This is a genomic window from Rhizobium sp. P2_G9, from assembly GCF_056403475.1.
In genome coordinates this window covers 217,130-232,629 of sequence record NZ_JBFUFK010000003.1, presented here as the reverse complement: position 1 = coordinate 232,629, position 15,500 = coordinate 217,130, and the positions used below count along the sequence as shown (strand labels likewise).

17 protein-coding genes are annotated in these 15,500 nt (G+C 59.1%); 12 read left to right on the top strand and 5 right to left on the bottom strand.

Annotated elements, in window-relative coordinates:
- Together AC1DYF_RS04205 and AC1DYF_RS04200 are read left to right on the top strand one after the other, a co-directional pair.
- Positions 1-1,044 carry a tartrate dehydrogenase gene (locus tag AC1DYF_RS04205; protein ID WP_477875418.1) on the top strand — a complete coding sequence of 348 codons (1,044 nt, stop codon included), beginning with the start codon at positions 1-3 and terminating at the stop codon, positions 1,042-1,044.
- 13 nt (positions 1,045-1,057) lie between these two features.
- Positions 1,058-2,515, top strand: coding sequence for an NAD-dependent succinate-semialdehyde dehydrogenase (locus AC1DYF_RS04200; RefSeq protein ID WP_477875417.1), 1,458 nt, complete (start codon positions 1,058-1,060; stop codon positions 2,513-2,515).
- 76 nt (positions 2,516-2,591) lie between these two features.
- Here the strand turns inward: AC1DYF_RS04200 and AC1DYF_RS04195 are convergent, their stop codons facing one another.
- Together AC1DYF_RS04195 and AC1DYF_RS04190 are read right to left on the bottom strand one after the other, a co-directional pair.
- Positions 2,592-3,866, bottom strand: coding sequence for an NAD(P)/FAD-dependent oxidoreductase (locus AC1DYF_RS04195; protein WP_477875416.1), 1,275 nt, complete (start codon positions 3,864-3,866; stop codon positions 2,592-2,594).
- A 14-nt stretch (positions 3,867-3,880) separates the two neighbouring features.
- Positions 3,881-4,549, bottom strand: coding sequence for a haloacid dehalogenase type II (locus AC1DYF_RS04190; protein ID WP_477875415.1), 669 nt, complete (start codon positions 4,547-4,549; stop codon positions 3,881-3,883).
- Between the two features lie 170 nt (positions 4,550-4,719).
- Here AC1DYF_RS04190 and AC1DYF_RS04185 point away from each other — a divergent pair, with 170 nt between their 5' ends.
- The 3 genes from AC1DYF_RS04185 (at position 4,720) to AC1DYF_RS04175 (ending at position 6,648) form a co-directional block, all read left to right on the top strand.
- Positions 4,720-4,986 (top strand): hypothetical protein, encoded by a 267-nt coding sequence (locus tag AC1DYF_RS04185; protein ID WP_477875414.1) that lies wholly within the window; start codon positions 4,720-4,722, stop codon positions 4,984-4,986.
- 231 nt (positions 4,987-5,217) lie between these two features.
- Positions 5,218-5,502: a hypothetical protein gene (locus tag AC1DYF_RS04180; RefSeq protein ID WP_477875413.1), complete on the top strand. Its 285-nt coding sequence runs from the start codon at positions 5,218-5,220 to the stop codon at positions 5,500-5,502.
- A 141-nt stretch (positions 5,503-5,643) separates the two neighbouring features.
- Positions 5,644-6,648: a sigma-70 family RNA polymerase sigma factor gene (locus AC1DYF_RS04175; RefSeq protein WP_477875412.1), complete on the top strand. Its 1,005-nt coding sequence runs from the start codon at positions 5,644-5,646 to the stop codon at positions 6,646-6,648.
- Positions 6,649-6,697: 49 nt separating this feature from the next.
- Here the strand turns inward: AC1DYF_RS04175 and AC1DYF_RS04170 are convergent, their stop codons facing one another.
- The 3 genes from AC1DYF_RS04170 to AC1DYF_RS04160 are packed head-to-tail and all read right to left on the bottom strand — an operon-like array spanning position 6,698 to position 8,045.
- Positions 6,698-6,922: a DUF2188 domain-containing protein gene (locus AC1DYF_RS04170; RefSeq protein WP_477875411.1), complete on the bottom strand. Its 225-nt coding sequence runs from the start codon at positions 6,920-6,922 to the stop codon at positions 6,698-6,700.
- Position 6,923: 1 nt separating this feature from the next.
- A complete protein-coding gene (locus AC1DYF_RS04165) occupies positions 6,924-7,127 on the bottom strand; it encodes a hypothetical protein (protein ID WP_477875410.1) in 204 nt (67 codons plus the stop codon).
- A gap of 48 nt (positions 7,128-7,175) precedes the next feature.
- Positions 7,176-8,045 (bottom strand): hypothetical protein, encoded by an 870-nt coding sequence (locus AC1DYF_RS04160; RefSeq protein WP_477875409.1) that lies wholly within the window; start codon positions 8,043-8,045, stop codon positions 7,176-7,178.
- 416 nt (positions 8,046-8,461) lie between these two features.
- On the opposite strand from AC1DYF_RS04160, the gene AC1DYF_RS04155 reads away from it, so the two are divergent.
- From AC1DYF_RS04155 to AC1DYF_RS04125, 7 genes are all read left to right on the top strand, one after another.
- A complete protein-coding gene (locus AC1DYF_RS04155; protein ID WP_477875408.1) occupies positions 8,462-8,713 on the top strand; it encodes a hypothetical protein in 252 nt (83 codons plus the stop codon).
- Between the two features lie 31 nt (positions 8,714-8,744).
- Entirely contained in the window at positions 8,745-9,584 is an 840-nt protein-coding gene (locus AC1DYF_RS04150) for a GNAT family N-acetyltransferase (RefSeq protein ID WP_477875407.1), read from the top strand.
- Positions 9,585-9,597: 13 nt separating this feature from the next.
- Positions 9,598-10,971 carry an aminotransferase class III-fold pyridoxal phosphate-dependent enzyme gene (locus tag AC1DYF_RS04145; RefSeq protein WP_477875406.1) on the top strand — a complete coding sequence of 458 codons (1,374 nt, stop codon included), beginning with the start codon at positions 9,598-9,600 and terminating at the stop codon, positions 10,969-10,971.
- Between the two features lie 226 nt (positions 10,972-11,197).
- Entirely contained in the window at positions 11,198-11,938 is a 741-nt protein-coding gene (locus tag AC1DYF_RS04140; RefSeq protein WP_477875405.1) for an HAD-IA family hydrolase, read from the top strand.
- Between the two features lie 66 nt (positions 11,939-12,004).
- Positions 12,005-13,615, top strand: coding sequence for an ABC transporter substrate-binding protein (locus tag AC1DYF_RS04135; RefSeq protein WP_477875404.1), 1,611 nt, complete (start codon positions 12,005-12,007; stop codon positions 13,613-13,615).
- Positions 13,616-13,700: 85 nt separating this feature from the next.
- On the top strand, positions 13,701-14,651 hold the full coding sequence (locus AC1DYF_RS04130) for an ABC transporter permease (protein WP_477875403.1): 951 nt from the start codon (positions 13,701-13,703) through the stop codon (positions 14,649-14,651).
- Positions 14,648-15,499, top strand: coding sequence for an ABC transporter permease (locus AC1DYF_RS04125; RefSeq protein ID WP_477875402.1), 852 nt, complete (start codon positions 14,648-14,650; stop codon positions 15,497-15,499). Before AC1DYF_RS04130 ends, AC1DYF_RS04125 begins: the two co-directional genes overlap by 4 nt.
- Position 15,500 lies beyond the last annotated feature (1 nt).

The following is a 15,500-nucleotide window of genomic DNA, read 5'->3' as shown; positions in this document are numbered from 1 at the left end:
ATGAAAGCCTATTCGATCGCTCTCATTCCCGGCGACGGCATCGGTCGCGACGTCACCGGCGCCGCCTGGTCGGTCCTGCAGGTCGCGGCCAAGGGTGCCGGCTTCGCGCTCAACGGCACCGAATTCCCCTGGTCATGCAAATACTACAAGGAGACGGGGCGGATGATGCCGGAAGACGGCATCGAGACGCTCAGGCCCTTCGACGCCATCCTGCTCGGTGCGGTCGGCTGGCCGGCCGAAGTGCCGGATTCTGTCTCGCTGCACGGCCTGCTTCTGCCGATCCGCAAGGCTTTCGTGCAATATGCCAATATCCGGCCGCATCGCCTGCTGCCAGGCGTGCAGGGACCACTCAGGGCGGAAAAGTTCGACATCCTCTGCATCCGCGAGAATACCGAAGGCGAATATTCGGGCGCTGGCGGCCGCGTGCATCAGGGCATGGACAATGAAGTTGCGGTGGAAACTTCCATTTTCACCCGCACCGGCGTCGAACGCATCCTGCGTTTCGGTTTCGAACAGGCACGGCTGCGCCGGCACAAGCTCGCCTCGGTCACCAAATCCAATGCGCAAAAATTCTCGATGGTGTTCTGGGATGAAATCACCCGCACGCTGGCGGCCGACTATCCCGATATCGAAGTGACAAGCTACCATGTCGATGCGCTGGCCGCCCGGATGGTGATGGCGCCTGAGAGCCTCGACGTCATCGTTGCCTCGAACCTCTTCGGCGATATCCTGACCGATCTCGGCGCCGCGATCCAGGGCGGTCTCGGCTTTGCTGCTTCCGCCAATATCAATCCCGACCGAAGTGCACCGTCCATGTTCGAGCCGGTGCATGGCTCGGCGCCTGACATCGCCCATCTCGGCATAGCCAATCCCATCGCCACCATATGGTCCGGCGCGATGATGCTCGAACATCTGGGTGAACGGGAGGCGGCGGCGATAATCATGCAGGCCATCGAAGCCGTCACCAAAAGCGGCATCGGCACAATTCCCGGCCGCGACAGGACCGATGCGATCACCAATGCCGTCATCGCGGCACTTTCCTGACATCGAGGCACATATGCAAATTCTCAAGGACAAGGATCTCTTTCGCCAGCAGGGTCTGATCGGCGAGAAATGGGTAGGGTCGACCTCGGGCAAGACCGTTGATGTCATCGACCCGGCCACGCAAGCCGCAATCGGCTCGGTGCCTGATATGGGCGGCTCCGAGACCCGCGCTGCGATCGAAGCCGCCGAGCAGGCCTATAGAGGCTGGAGAAAAAGGACCAATGCCGAACGGGCATTGCTGCTGGAAGCCTGGCATGGCCTGATGCTGCAGCATCTCGACGATCTGGCGCTGATCCTCACGATCGAACAGGGCAAGCCGCTGGATGAGGCAAAGGGCGAAATCCGCTACGGCGCCTCCTTCGTCAAATGGTTTGCCGAAGAGGCACGCCGCATCAACGGCCACACCATCCCCTCGCCCACAACAGACCGCCGCATCATCATCCTGAAGGAGCCGGTCGGCGTCTGTGGCATCATCACGCCCTGGAATTTCCCCAATGCGATGATCACCCGCAAGGTTGCGCCGGCGCTTGCCGCCGGCTGCACCGTGGTCATCAAGCCATCGGAGTTTACACCCTATTCGGCGCTGGCGCTCGGCGTGCTTGCCGAACGGGCCGGCATTCCGGCCGGTGTGATCAACATCGTCACCGGCATGCCCTCGGAGATCGGCCAGGAAATCATGGCCAACGAAACCGTGCGGAAGATTTCCTTCACCGGTTCGACACGCGTCGGTTCATTGCTGATGCGTGGCGCCGCCGACAGTGTCAAACGGCTGAGCCTGGAACTGGGCGGCAATGCGCCCTTCATCGTGTTTGATGATGCCGATCTCGATCTGGCGATCGAAGGCGCGCTCGCCTCGAAATTCCGCAATGGCGGCCAGACCTGCGTCTGCGCCAACCGTATCCTGGTGCAGAGCGGCATCTATGATACCTTTGCCGCCAGGCTCAAGGCACGGGTCGAAGCTTTGACAGTCGGCCCAGGCACCGAGGCTGGCGTGGCAATCGGCCCGATGATCAATATGGCGGCGATCGACAAGATCAACCGCCATGTGGAAGATGCCCTCGCCAAGGGTGCGAAGATCATCACCACCAAGCCCGCAATGCCGGAAGGCAGCCAGTATACGGCGCCGCTGGTGCTGACTGGCGCCACCACCGACATGCAGCTTGCCAATGAAGAAACATTCGGGCCCGTCGCACCGCTTTTCCGGTTCGAAACCGAGGAGGAGGCGATTGCCATTGCCAATGGCACACCTTATGGTCTCGCCTCCTATTTCTACACCGAAAACCTCAAACGCGCCTGGCGCGTCGGCGAGGCGCTGGAATTCGGCATGGTCGGGCTGAATACCGGTTCAGTGTCCATGGAAATCTCCCCCTTCGGCGGCGTCAAGCAATCCGGTCTCGGTCGCGAAGGCGCGCAGGCGGGCATCGAGGAATATCTGGAGATGAAGAGTTTCCACATGGGCGGGCTGAACTGAGCCGCAATCACCGCAGAAAAAATGGGGCGCGGCTTTTGCAATCCGCGCCTCTTTAGTCGGCTGCTTGGGAGAGTCGCTACTGAAACCTGTCGAGCGTCTTGTAATAAAGCCCGACCAGCGGCAGGAACCATGGCTTGCCGAAATGGCCGGGAACGGCGGGCCATTCCATCCCCTTCAGCGGATTTCGGTCGGCTCGGCCAAGAATCGCATCCGCGATGATCATGCCGAGATGGGTCGAAAGCTGCGCGCCATGGCCGGAATAACCCATCGCGTACCAGACATCGTCGTGATAGCCCGCACGCGGGTAGCGATCCCCAGTCATATCGACCAGGCCGCCCCAGCAATAATCGACGTCGATATTGCCGAGCTGCGGGAATATTTTTGCCAGGCTTTCCCTCAGGATCTCGCCACTCTTGGAATCGGAGCGATGATCCGACGTCGCCGAAAACCGCGCCCGGCCACCGAAGAGCAGGCGATTGTCCGGAGAAAGCCGGAAGTAATTGCCGATGTTCATCGAGTTCACGCAGGTGCGATTGCCGGGCATGGTCGCGGCAATCTCGTCGGGCGTGAGCGGACGCGTGGCGATCAAAAAACTGCCGACGGAAATGATCCGGCGGCGGAAATAGCCGAAATTGGCTGTCGTGTAGGCGCCCGTCGCGACCAGGACATGGTCTGCTGTGACCTTTCCGCGCGCGGTGGTCAGAACGTGTTTGCCATTGCCTCGGGTCTGAACCGTCACGGCGGCGTTTTCGTAGATAATCGCGCCGTGGCGTGCTGCCGCCTCCGCCAGCCCGGCGACATAGCGGCCCATATGCATCATCGCGCTCTTCTTCGACAGCATGGCACCGAAGAAAGGCGAGCCGATTTCAGATTTGAGATCATCGGCCGAAAGCAGCGCCGTATCGGGGTCGACCTCGGCATGCACTGCCTCGAAATTGCGGGCGATCGAATCGAAATGCTGCGGTTTGGATGCCAGCTTGAGCTTGCCGGCACGGCGAAAATTGCAATCGATATTCTCCTCGGCAATCAAACCCGCGATCACATCGATGGAATCGTCGAGCGCCCTGTAGAGCGCGATGGCGCGCTCCTTGCCAAGTTCCGCTTTGGCCGACAGATAGCTATGCGCAAGGCCGTTGTTCAGATGTCCGCCGTTGCGGCCCGAAGCGCCCCAGCCGACCCGCTCTGCCTCCAGCACGACGACCTTGGCGCCCGCCTTGGCGAGCTGGCGCGCGGCAGCAAGCCCCGTGAAGCCGCCGCCGATCACTGCGACATCATAGTGCCCTTCGACCGCGCCTTTCGCCCCTCCTGCAAAAACCGGAGCGGTGTCGTGCCAGTAGGAGACGAACTTCATCACAAAACCCTTCGTCAGAGACCCACGACACCGGGCAGGCCGGATATGTCGGCAATTTCGGTATAGCCATAATAGGGATTGGCCGGCTCATGGCCGCGATTGACCCAGACCTTGTTCCTGACGCCGAGATCATGCGCCGACATAAGGTCATAGCGGAAGGACGAGGAGCAGTGCAGAATGTCTTCCGGTCCGCATCCCAGCATGTCGAACATGTATTCGAACGCCCTGAAGCGCGGCTTGTAGGCCTGCGCCTGCTCCGCGGTGTAGACCGCGTGGAAAGGCGCACCAAGCTTCTCGACATTCGACATGATCTGCGAATTCATGGCGTTCGACAGGATAACCAGCGGAATTTCCTTTGCCACCCTGGCGAGGCCGGCCGGCACATCCGGATGCGGCCCCCAGGTCGGTACGCGTTCATAGACCATCTTCGCGTCCTCTTCGCGGAAGGCGACGCCGTTGGCCTTGCAGCTTCGCTCGATGGCATTGTGCACGACCTCGGCATAGGGCTTCCAGGCACCCATGATCTCGTCGAGCCGATAGGCGGCGAAATTGCGGATGAATTTCTGCATCCGAACCTCATCGAGCTCTTTGCCATAGAGGTCGCTTGCCGCCTCCGCCATCTGGAAATTGATCAGCGTGCCATAGCAGTCGAAAGTGATGTATTTCGGGCGAAAGGTGGCCATGTCAGGTCGTCCTTGGTTGGTTGGGCAATCTGCAATTCATTGTCGCCATCATAAGCTTCGGACAGACGGCGGGCTTCACCGAATTGGGGCCGCTTGAAGCAGAATGTTTCGTATGCGCCGTGGAGTTTGGCAGAGTGTTGTCCTTGCCGTGGTGAAAGCCAAGAGCCTCTATGAGGGGCTGCTTCCTGTTCGACGTGCCGGAGATCGAGCGCCTGATCCTTTTCGATGAAATCTTCCGGATCACCACGTTCCTGGCCTGCCTGGACCCCTATAATCCCAACCGCAGTTGGTGGTTCCGCGTGGCAGTCCTCGCCCGCCTGCCGGCGGAGCGCAAGCGCGGTATCCTGGCGCTGCGAGCGGCGATTTCGGAAGGGCTGGAGGTGGATCTGACCAAGCCCCTCCAGGAAGCGCTCAAAGACGTCCTCCTGCTGGCGTAGCCAGCCGCCGCGCCGCGAACGCGCTTCCCCATTGCGCCGTAGTGAGCAGAGCGGCAGCCCTTCGCAAAATGCCTTTTTAGATCTCTCGGGCCCACCAAACGGGCCGGTTTCCCGGCTCATAATCAGGGGCAAAAATTTTTTAACCCCGCTACCCTGCCTTGATCCTCGCCACCGTCACCGACATGCCAGCGAATGATGCTGGTGTTCACTTTAACATGAAAGGCCAATGATATGTCATACTTCACAGTCCGCGCTACCGTCACGGCGGTGGCAGCCATTCTTCCGATCTATGCACAAGCCATGGATCTCTCATTCAACTCTGGAACGTCCGTCGATCTCGGTGATGTAAAGATCGGTCATACGACGGGCCTTGGTCTTGGCACCGATGGAAAGACGTTGAGCTTGGGCGGCATGTCCGCCACCGAGATTGACGTTGGCAGCCAGAAGCTCAACCACGGCACTGCAATTGGTATCAAGAACTTGCCGATGAGCGTGTTCAAGGTTCCGGGCCTCTAATCAACAACGCGGGAGGGCTTGCCCCTCCCGTACTACCATTTTCGCATACGTTCGCCGATGGACATTGAAAGCACTATCGACGAACGTCTGTGTACTGGTTGCATCCCCGGCCTCTCTACTCTTCACCTCACGGAGGACAGCATGTTTCGATATCTGCTCAAGATAACAACAATAAGCATCGGTTTGCTTGCTCAGCCAGCCGGAATGATTGCAGCTTCGGCGCAAGTAGTTGAAATCACAGAATCTCCTTCTATTTTCAGAACTTTTGAACCGATCCGTTCTCTCAACCTTGATGGCTTCAAGGACGCAAGAATTAAAGGTTTAAACCCAAACCTGCAGCGACAGTGGGTGTCGAAACTTGCGCCTGTCGTCACTCTCTCCCTGTCGGACAAGGGCACCTACGACGCTTGTCTTCGGAACTCTACCAGCAGTTATTCGCTCAACCTATTTTGCACCAACCAAAAGCAGGTGTCTGCGGATCAAGAACTAGCCCGCAAAGTCTTCGAACGTTCTGACGCCGTTGAGCAAATAGCCCGAATAACGGCTACTTCAACTGATCGATCGGCCATCACGGAGCTTGCCAATAAGGTGCTCTACCCAGCGCCAGACCGAGCAAAAAACATAATTCAAATCAGTACACTTCGGCAGCTTTGTGATGAAAATGCAGGGGGCACTACACGGGATGATGCGAGCAAGACGCTGAGAAGCTTGTTTATACGAACCCTATCTTCAAAAAATGTTGCAAAGTTCCAGGCCGACGATGTGGCGCAGGAGACCATCCTCAAGGTCCTACTTAAATGTAAGGACATTCTTTCTAAGCCAAATCCTCCCGCATATGTCGGTGCCATGCTGAGAAACAACAGCCAAAATAGGTTTCGTGATAAGCCTACCGCCAGTTTTGAGGACGCGAAGATACAGGAAGAAGTGGCTGCCGTGGCCTCCAGTGTGGATACGGCTTCAGACTATGAGACCAACGATATGGTTCAACGTCTGGAGAAAACCCTTACCGTTAGGGAATGGCAGGTTTTCACTGCGCTTATCCAGGAGCAGGAAACATGTGACATTGCTGCTGGCTTCGACATCAGCAAAGATCGAGTTCGTGATATTCGGGCACAGATCCGCAAGAAGTTTATTAGTCTCCATTAACGAAGGTCCGGGGCAAGGCAGGAGAGATTCCTGCCTTGCGTGACGCCTGTTAACCCCGTGAAGACTCCGGATCATGCCCGTGACTGTCAGAGCGTGCGATCCTGCCATCCCTGTTGTGGATCTGCAGTTCCGTTTCCTGATGCCGGCTGATTACCCGGCCGAGCTTTTCGGCTTCGGCCTTGGTATCGGCAACGTGGCTGGCGCGCTGACCTCCGTCCCGTTTCACCTGCCAGCCATCCTTATGGGGCATGACCCTATGCGTATCTCTTGCCATGTCAGAAACCTCCTGTGCTGATGTTGGACGCCGGCGGCACGTCGGGGTATCTGGCCCCGTTGATGACCTCCGACACCCTGCCCTGGTTCAGCGCCCCGAGACGGGCAGCGATCTGGGCCTGGTTAAGATCTGTATGCTCCCAAAGGGCCTTGATCTGCGAGGCAATCTCGCGGGTCAGCCTTGGGCTTTTACTGCGTTTACGCATGGGTGGTTCCCTTTTGCGCTTGACAATGACCCCAGGCTCCGCGCTTTTCTATTTTGCACCAGAAGGCTCGGTATCGCCGTCAAAAGCGACCTTGCCAGGGGAGTTTGAACCAGTTTCAAACTCCCCTTTCATAGCAAGATTTCCCTTTAATATCAATATTTTATGCGATATTTCGCGAGATTTCGACACCTTTTTCCCGGCCGTTTTCCGGGGCACCGGAGTGATCCGGGCCGTGATGGGCTGAGATTTGGATTTCTTCGCCGGCAAGGCATGTATGCGGATCTCGTCGGCAAGCCAAAGCTGAAATGCTGCCTGCCCGGCTCGTTTCGAGCCATTGTCACAAAGCACGATATCTTTCGTAAAGTTCGAAGCTTTTCCTTCAGCAAGGCCACTTGCCTTAGCGTTGCAGGTCGTCCGCTCCTTCGGCCCAGATCGACGATTGCGGTCTCCGTTAAAGCCCAGATCGTTGTACGTCGTGCCGGCATGTCGAAGGGCATAAAAGAGCTTTCCAATCGGTCCATCGCCGTGCACGGAATTGTGGGAATAGCCCTTTTTGTAGTTCGGCGGCTTCACATGAAATTGCCGCTCCCCCATAGTCTCGGCCAGTCCGCACACCTCGCCTAGTAGGATTTCGAAGGCCTTAACCGTCATACCCTTGGGTTTTTCGAACACACCGTGGAAATGCATGCGCTCCTTACTATGGAGCGCGTTCACCGTTTTATCTGACGATGTCGTGTCGAGAACCAGGAGACGACGGGTCTTCAGCTTTTTGTCGTGGCACCTTCTATTGAGGTAGATGATGGGATCGCCGCTCGCGATGGCCTCCGCCTTGACCTTGTTGCTCAAGAAGCCATCGACCAGAACGGCCCTGTTTCCTAGTTCGGCCACCAGCGCGACGACTGCGAATACCTGTTTCACAACGTCGGTCTGTTTTCCCCATTGCCGCGTTTGCAGTTGGTGGAGATCGACGACCCCGTTGAGGATCCTTCTGATGACGGGAAGGTATTCGCCCTGCAGATGAGTAAACCTTCAATGAGCGTCCTGATACCGCGCTGCCCCTATACTTAAGCAGGAGCGTGTTTGTTCTATACACGGAAGTGCCGGCAATTGCACCGGCTTGCGCCCGTTTTTCATAGGTTTGTGCCGTTCAAAAAACCTCCTCAAAATCGGCGAAGAACAAAGGGGGGATCTAGCAGGTACATTTCAGGACTACCCCGCCCGCGCTATATGCCATTTGGGTATACCTCAGTCGAAGCGCCTGATCGGGCGCAAATACCCATCATTTTGGGATCCAAATGGAAGTACGGGAAAGGCGCCACTTAAACCGAACCGCGATGATGTTCGACAAACGGCCGTTTTCCGAACAAGCCAACGGCCCAAGCTCTCCTACCCGCTTCGAGGGAAAAATGCGCAAGGAAACCATGCCCGGTATTCTATTGTCCGGAAATCGCTTCGCGGACCAAATCGCAAACCAACAGAGAACAGCCTCTGCCCCGCCTCAGCATAAGATGCGGCAGACCGCTCATGCTACGGCGGAAGATATTGCCTGGCAGTATGCCTTCAGACGATCTGCCGCCGGCGATTGATTGAGACTTGGGGCATCGAAAAGGATGCTCCATGCAAACAGATGCGATCGGTCTGGCGGCTTTTGGCCCGCAGCATATTGAGGAAGCGGTAGCGCTTTCGCGTCAGGCGAAATGGCCGCATCGGCCTGAGGATTGGCGTTTCGTTGTCGAACTAAGCTCCGGCGCAGTCGCCTTGGATGGCGATGGCAAGGTCGCCGGCACGATCCTGATGACGCCCTATGGTGCGGATTGTGCAACGATCAACATGGTGATCGTCGATGAGCGCCTGCGCGGCCGCGGCGTGGGTCGCAAACTGATGGAGAAGGCATTCGCCCTCGCCGGCGATCGGCAGTTGCGGCTGATCGCGACCGCGGAGGGGCTGCCGCTTTATGAAAAGCTTGGATTCGTCGCCTGTGGGACGGTCGTTCAGCATCAGGGGGTGGTGCAGGCGATTGCACCTTCCCAAGGCGTAGAACCCGCGGTGAGCGGTGACCTCTCCGCGATCAAGACGCTCGACAGTGCCGCCTTCGGCGCTGATCGCGCTGCACTTATCGACCTTCTGGACCGGAACGGAGAATTCGCTGTGATCCGTCGGGGCGGAGCGGTCGCCGGCTATGCGGCTTGCCGAGCCTTCGGCCGCGGCGAGGTGATCGGCCCTGTCGTTGCGACAAACAAGGAAGATGCAAAGGCGTTGATCACCTTCTTTGCGGCGGCTCGACCCGGCGCCTTCCTGCGCGTCGACACAGACAGAGATATCGGACTGTCGGATTGGCTCGCAGCAAGCGGGCTTGTCGAGGTCGGCGGAGGCATCGCGATGCGCAGACCGCCGGCCGAGAAGTCCGAAGATGCGCCCGTCAAAATCTTTGCTCTTGCCAATCAGGCACTCGGATAATCCGGAGAACCCCATGCTCGCCAATTCGCTGATCGAACTCGACCGCGCCCACCTTATTCATCCCGTCTCATCCTATCGCGGCCACGAAAAGCTCGGCGTCCGCGTGCTGAAGTCCGCCAAGGGCGCGACGGTCACGGACCAGACCGGGCGCCAGTTGCTCGATGGCTTTGCCGGTCTCTGGTGCGTCAATGCCGGCTATGGCCATGAAAGCATCGTCGAGGCAGCCGCGCGCCAGATGCGCGAACTGCCTTACGCGACGGCCTATTTCGATCTCGGTTCGGAACCTGCGATCCGGCTCGCATCGGAACTTGCCGACCGGGCGCCCGGGGATCTGAACCATGTCTTTTTCACCCTTGGCGGGTCCGATGCCGTCGACAGCACGATCCGCTTCATCCGCTATTACTGGCACGCCAGGGGCGAGCCGCAGCGCGACCAGTTCATTTCCATTGAACAGGGCTATCACGGCTCCTCGGTGGTCGGCGCTGGGCTCACCGCGCTCCCCGCTTTCCATGCCGGTTTCGGCATCCCTTATGACTGGCAGCACAAGATCCCCTCGCCCTATCCCTACCGCAATCCGGTCGGCGAAGATCCGGAGGCCATCATCGCCGCATCGCTCGCCGCGCTGGATGCCAAGATCGAAGACATCGGTGCCGACCGGGTTGCGGCATTTTATGCCGAACCGATCCAGGGTTCAGGTGGTGTCATCGTTCCGCCGAAAGGCTGGATCAAGGCTATGCGAGAGCGCTGCAGGCGACATGGCATACTCTTCGTCGCCGATGAGGTGATTACCGGCTTCGGCCGGACCGGTCCGCTGTTTGCCTGCACCGAAGAAGACATCGTTGCGGACTTCATGACCACGGCCAAGGGCCTGACATCCGGCTATGTGCCGATGGGTGCCGTGTTCATGGCAGATCATGTTTATGATGTAATTGCCGACAGCGCTGGGAATTCAGCTGTCGGCCATGGCTACACCTATTCCGCCCATCCGGTCAGCGCCGCCGTCGGGCTCGAAGTGCTGCGCCTTTATGAGAGCGGCATTCTCGAGAACGGCGCCAAGGCAGGAAAGCGGCTGATGGCGGGTCTGGAGGGTCTGCGCGACCATCCGCTGGTGGGTGATGTCCGCGGCCGCGGCATGCTTGCCGCCGTGGAATTGGTAGTGGACAAGGCGAAAAAGACGCCGCTTCCTGCCGCCGCCATGCCGGCGCGACGCGTCTTCGACCGGGCCTGGGAGAACGGCCTGATCATCAGGGCATTTGCACATGGCGTTCTCGGCTATGCGCCACCGCTCTGCTGCACATCCGACGAAATTGACGCCATTGTCGAGCGCACGCGCAAAACCCTCGATCAAACCCTCGATGATCCGGATGTGCGCCGGGCGCTGGCGTGACGGGACGTTTCCTCGCACGGCACGGCGCTTTCGAAATATCGCCCGGGCCGGCAATTTCGCAATTTTGTGCCGCGGTCTCATGCCAATTCGGCGAATCCGGCGCTGCAGAACTGCCAAACTGCTCGCAGAAAACGGCCACGGCGATGGTTTTCAAGGCTTTCGAAGACAAGCACGCGCGGCGGGAGCCAGAATTTTCTGCCGTGAACCGCCTGCGATGCAGCAGGGCATGAAGGAGAGCATGGACTTGGCCAAGGATTTTCCGGCGTTCAAATATTTCACCTTCGATGTCGTCGGCACCCTGATCGACTTCGAAGGCGGTATCAAGGATTGCCTCGCCCGGATTGCCGCCGAGACTGGTGCATCGGTCGACGGCGAAGAGGCGCTTACGCTCTATCGCCAGGCGCGCTACAGCGGCGATGCCGGCCTTTTTCCGGATGATCTCGTGCGCGTCTATATGGTCATCGCGCCGAAACTCGGCCTGCCGGCGAAAGAGGAATACGGAACACGCCTGCGCGACTCCGCGGCGAGTTGGAAGGGTTTTGCCGACAGCGCCGCAGCGCTCGCGGAGCTTTCCAAAACCCACCGGCTGATCGCCATGACCAATGCCCGCCGCTGGGCACTCGAGCATTTCGAAAAGCAATTGGGTTCGCCGTTCTTCGCTACCTTCACTGCCGACGACACCGGCACGGAAAAGCCGGATCCTGCCTTCTTCGAACAGGTCTTCGATTTCGTCGACGCGCAAGGCGACAGCAAGGACGACATCCTGCACGTGGCCCAAAGCCAGTATCACGATATCGGCATCTCCAGAAAGCTCGGCCTGACCAATTGCTGGATAGAACGCCGCCATGCCCAGAAAGGCTATGGCGGGACGATCGAGCCCGGGAATTTCACCAAACCCGATTACCACTTTACCTCAATGGCGGATTTTGCCGCCGCCGTGAAGGAAAGCCTGACAACCAGAGCCTAAACCCAGGCCGGGAAAGCCCGCAGGCAAGATGGGCAGCCCGCCAAACCAACGGAAAAGGGGAATGACATGACTGACAAAATTACCAACTGGACCAAAGCCGACGACGCAATGGTCGAAAATGCCATCCGCCGCGGCGCGACCCGGCGCGATCTCCTCAAGATGATGCTGGCCGGTGGCGTCGCAGCCTCGACCGGCGGCATCGTCCTTGGCCGCGCCTCGCAGGCGGTCGCCGCGACCCCGGTCTCGGGCGGTGCCTTCAAGGCGGCCGGCTGGTCTTCCTCGACCGCCGATACGCTCGATCCCGCCAAGGCATCGCTGTCGACCGACTATGTGCGCTGCTGCTCGCTCTACAATCGCCTGACCTTCCTCGACAAGTCGGGCGCGCCGCAGATGGAACTCGCCGAAAGCATCGAGAGCAAAGACGCCAAGACCTGGACCGTGAAGCTGCGCAAGGGCGTCACCTTCCATGACGGCAAGGCCCTGACCGCCGATGACGTGGTCTACTCGCTCAAGCGCCATCTCGATCCAGCCGTCGGCTCCAAGGTTGCCAAGATCGCTGCGCAGATGACCGGCTTCAAGGCTGTCGACAAGTCGACCGTCGAAATCACCCTGGCCGACCCCAATGCCGACCTGCCGACCATCCTGTCGCTGCACCATTTCATGATCGTCGCCGATGGCACGAAGGACTTTTCCAAGGGCAACGGCACCGGCGCCTTCGCGCTCGAAACGTTCGAGCCAGGCGTTCGCTCCGTGGTGACGAAGAACAAGAACTACTGGAAGTCGGGCATGCCCTATCTCGACTCCTTCGAGTTCATCGCCATCAGTGACGACAATGCCCGTGTGAACGCGCTTCTTTCCGGCGATATCAACCTTGCCGCCTCTATCAATCCGCGTGCCATGAAGCTGGTGGAAAGCCAGTCCGGCTTCGAACTGTCGAAGACCACCTCCGGCAATTACACCAACCTCAACATGCGGCTCGACATGTCGCCCGGCAACAAGAAGGATTTCATCGCCGGAATGAAATACCTGGTCAACCGCGAGCAGATCGTCAAATCCGCTCTTCGCGGCCTCGGCGAGGTCGGCAACGACCAGCCGGTTTCGCCGGCGAATTTCTATCACGATGCTGATCTGAAGCCGAAGGCCTTCGACCCCGACAAGGCGAAGTTCCATTTCAACAAGGCCGGCCTTCTTGGCCAGTCGATTCCGGTCATCGCCTCCGACGCCGCCACCTCCTCGATCGATATGGCAATGATCATCCAGGCCGCCGGCACCGATATCGGCATGAAGCTGGATGTCCAGCGTGTGCCCTCCGATGGCTACTGGGACAATTACTGGCTCAAGGCGCCGATCCATTTCGGCAATATCAACCCGCGCCCGACGCCCGACATCCTGTTCTCGCTGCTCTATGCGTCGAACGCGCCGTGGAACGAAAGCCAGTACAAGTCGGAGAAATTCGACAAGTTGATGATCGAAGCCCGCGGCCTGCTCGATCAGGCCAAGCGCAAGGAGATCTACAACCAGATGCAGGTGATGATCGCCGAAGAAGCCGGCACCATCATTCCGGCCTATATTTCCAACGTCGATGCGATTTCGAGCAAGGTAAAGGGTTTGGATGCAAACCCGCTTGGTGGCATGATGGGTTACGCGCTGGCGGAATACATCTGGCTTGCAGCCTGATGGCGCAAACCGTCCGGGGGCGCAGCGGCGCTCCCGGATCCCATTCTGCCGGCCGCGGACCATTTTCGCAGCGAGGAGCCCCTCGATGAAATCCGAGGTTTCATACCTAATTCTCAATAGGCTTGTTATCGCGGTCATCACGCTTCTGATCGTCTCGTTTGCGGTGTTCTTCGCGACGAACCTGCTGCCAGGCGATACGGCCTCAATCCTGCTGGGACAGGCCGCAACCCCGGAAGCGGTTGCCGGACTGCGCAAGGCCATGCATCTCGATGACCCGGCTTTCTTTCGCTTCCTGCGCTGGCTGCTCGGCCTGGCGCGGGGCGATCTCGGCACGTCCTATGCCAACGACATGCCGGTGGCACGGCTGATTGGCGGGCGCTTCGTCGCCACAATGGAACTTGCCGGCATCACCACGCTGGTTTCGGTGCCGCTGGCGCTTGCGCTTGGCATTACTTCCGCCATGCTGCGCGGATCGCTTTACGACCGGATCGCGACGGTGGTGTCGATCGGCGTCATTTCAGTGCCCGAATTCATGATCGCGACATCGGCGGCCCTGGTCTTCGCCGTCTATCTCAAATGGCTGCCGGCACTGTCCTCCGTCAATGAAGCGCATTCACTGGCCGATCTCCTGAAAATCTATGCCATGCCGGTGATCACGCTGACCTTCGTCATTTCGGCCCAGATGATCCGCATGACCCGCGCCGCGGTGATCGAGACATTGGACACGCCCTATGTCGAAATGGCGCTGCTCAAAGGCGCCTCCCGCAGCCGGATGGTGTTCAAGCATGCGCTGCCGAACGCTCTCGGCCCGATCGTCAATGCGATTGCGCTGTCGCTCTCCTATCTCGTCGGCGGCGTCATCATCGTCGAGACGATCTTCAACTATCCGGGGATCGCCAAGCTGATGGTCGACGCCGTCGCCACCCGCGATCTGCCGTTGATCCAAAGCTGCGCGATGATTTTCTGCCTTGGCTATCTCTTGCTGATCACCGCCGCCGATATCGTCGCCATTCTCTCCAATCCGAGGCTCCGATGAACAGGGCAAGCACCATTCATCCGCGCCTGTCGCTGGCAGGCTACAATATCAATCTGGTCGGGATTGCCGCCTTTCTCGTCATCGTGGCATGGACGCTCGTTGCCTTGTTCGCACCGCTCGTCATTCCCCATCCCGTGGGCGAGATCGTCGACACGGACTATTTCGGCCCGATGAGCAAGATGCTCTGGCTGGGGTCTGACTACCTTGGGCGCGATATGTTCTCCCGGGTGCTGATGGGCGCGCGTTACACGGTCGGCATCTCGCTGGCAGCCGTATCGATCGCCTGTTTCAGCGGCGTCGTCCTCGGCATGATCGCAGCGGTCGCCGGCGGCTGGCTGGATGCGGGACTGAGCCGTTTCCTCGATGCGATGAACTCGATCCCGAACAAGCTTTTCGGGTTGGTCGTCGTGGCCGCGGTCGGCTCGTCCATACCCGTGCTGATCGTGACGCTTGCCGTCATCTACACTCCCGGGGCTTATCGCTTTGCCAGGGCGCTGGCCGTCAATGTCAACACGATGGATTTCATGACGGTCGCCCGTATCCGCGGGGAAAGCATTCCCTATCTGATCGGATCGGAAATTCTGCCGAACATCATTCGGCCGGTGCTCGCAGACCTCGGCCTGCGCTTCGTCTTCATCGTCCTTTTGCTCTCCGGCCTCTCCTTCCTCGGGCTGGGGCTGCAGCCGCCCTATGCCGATTGGGGAGCACTGGTACACGAAAATATCGGCGCCCTGCCATTCGGCGCCCCTGCCGTGATCGTGCCGTCGCTGGCGATCGCCAGCCTGACCATCAGCGTCAATCTCCTGATCGACAACCTGCCCCAGAAGATTAGGGACCGGAGCGCGTGAA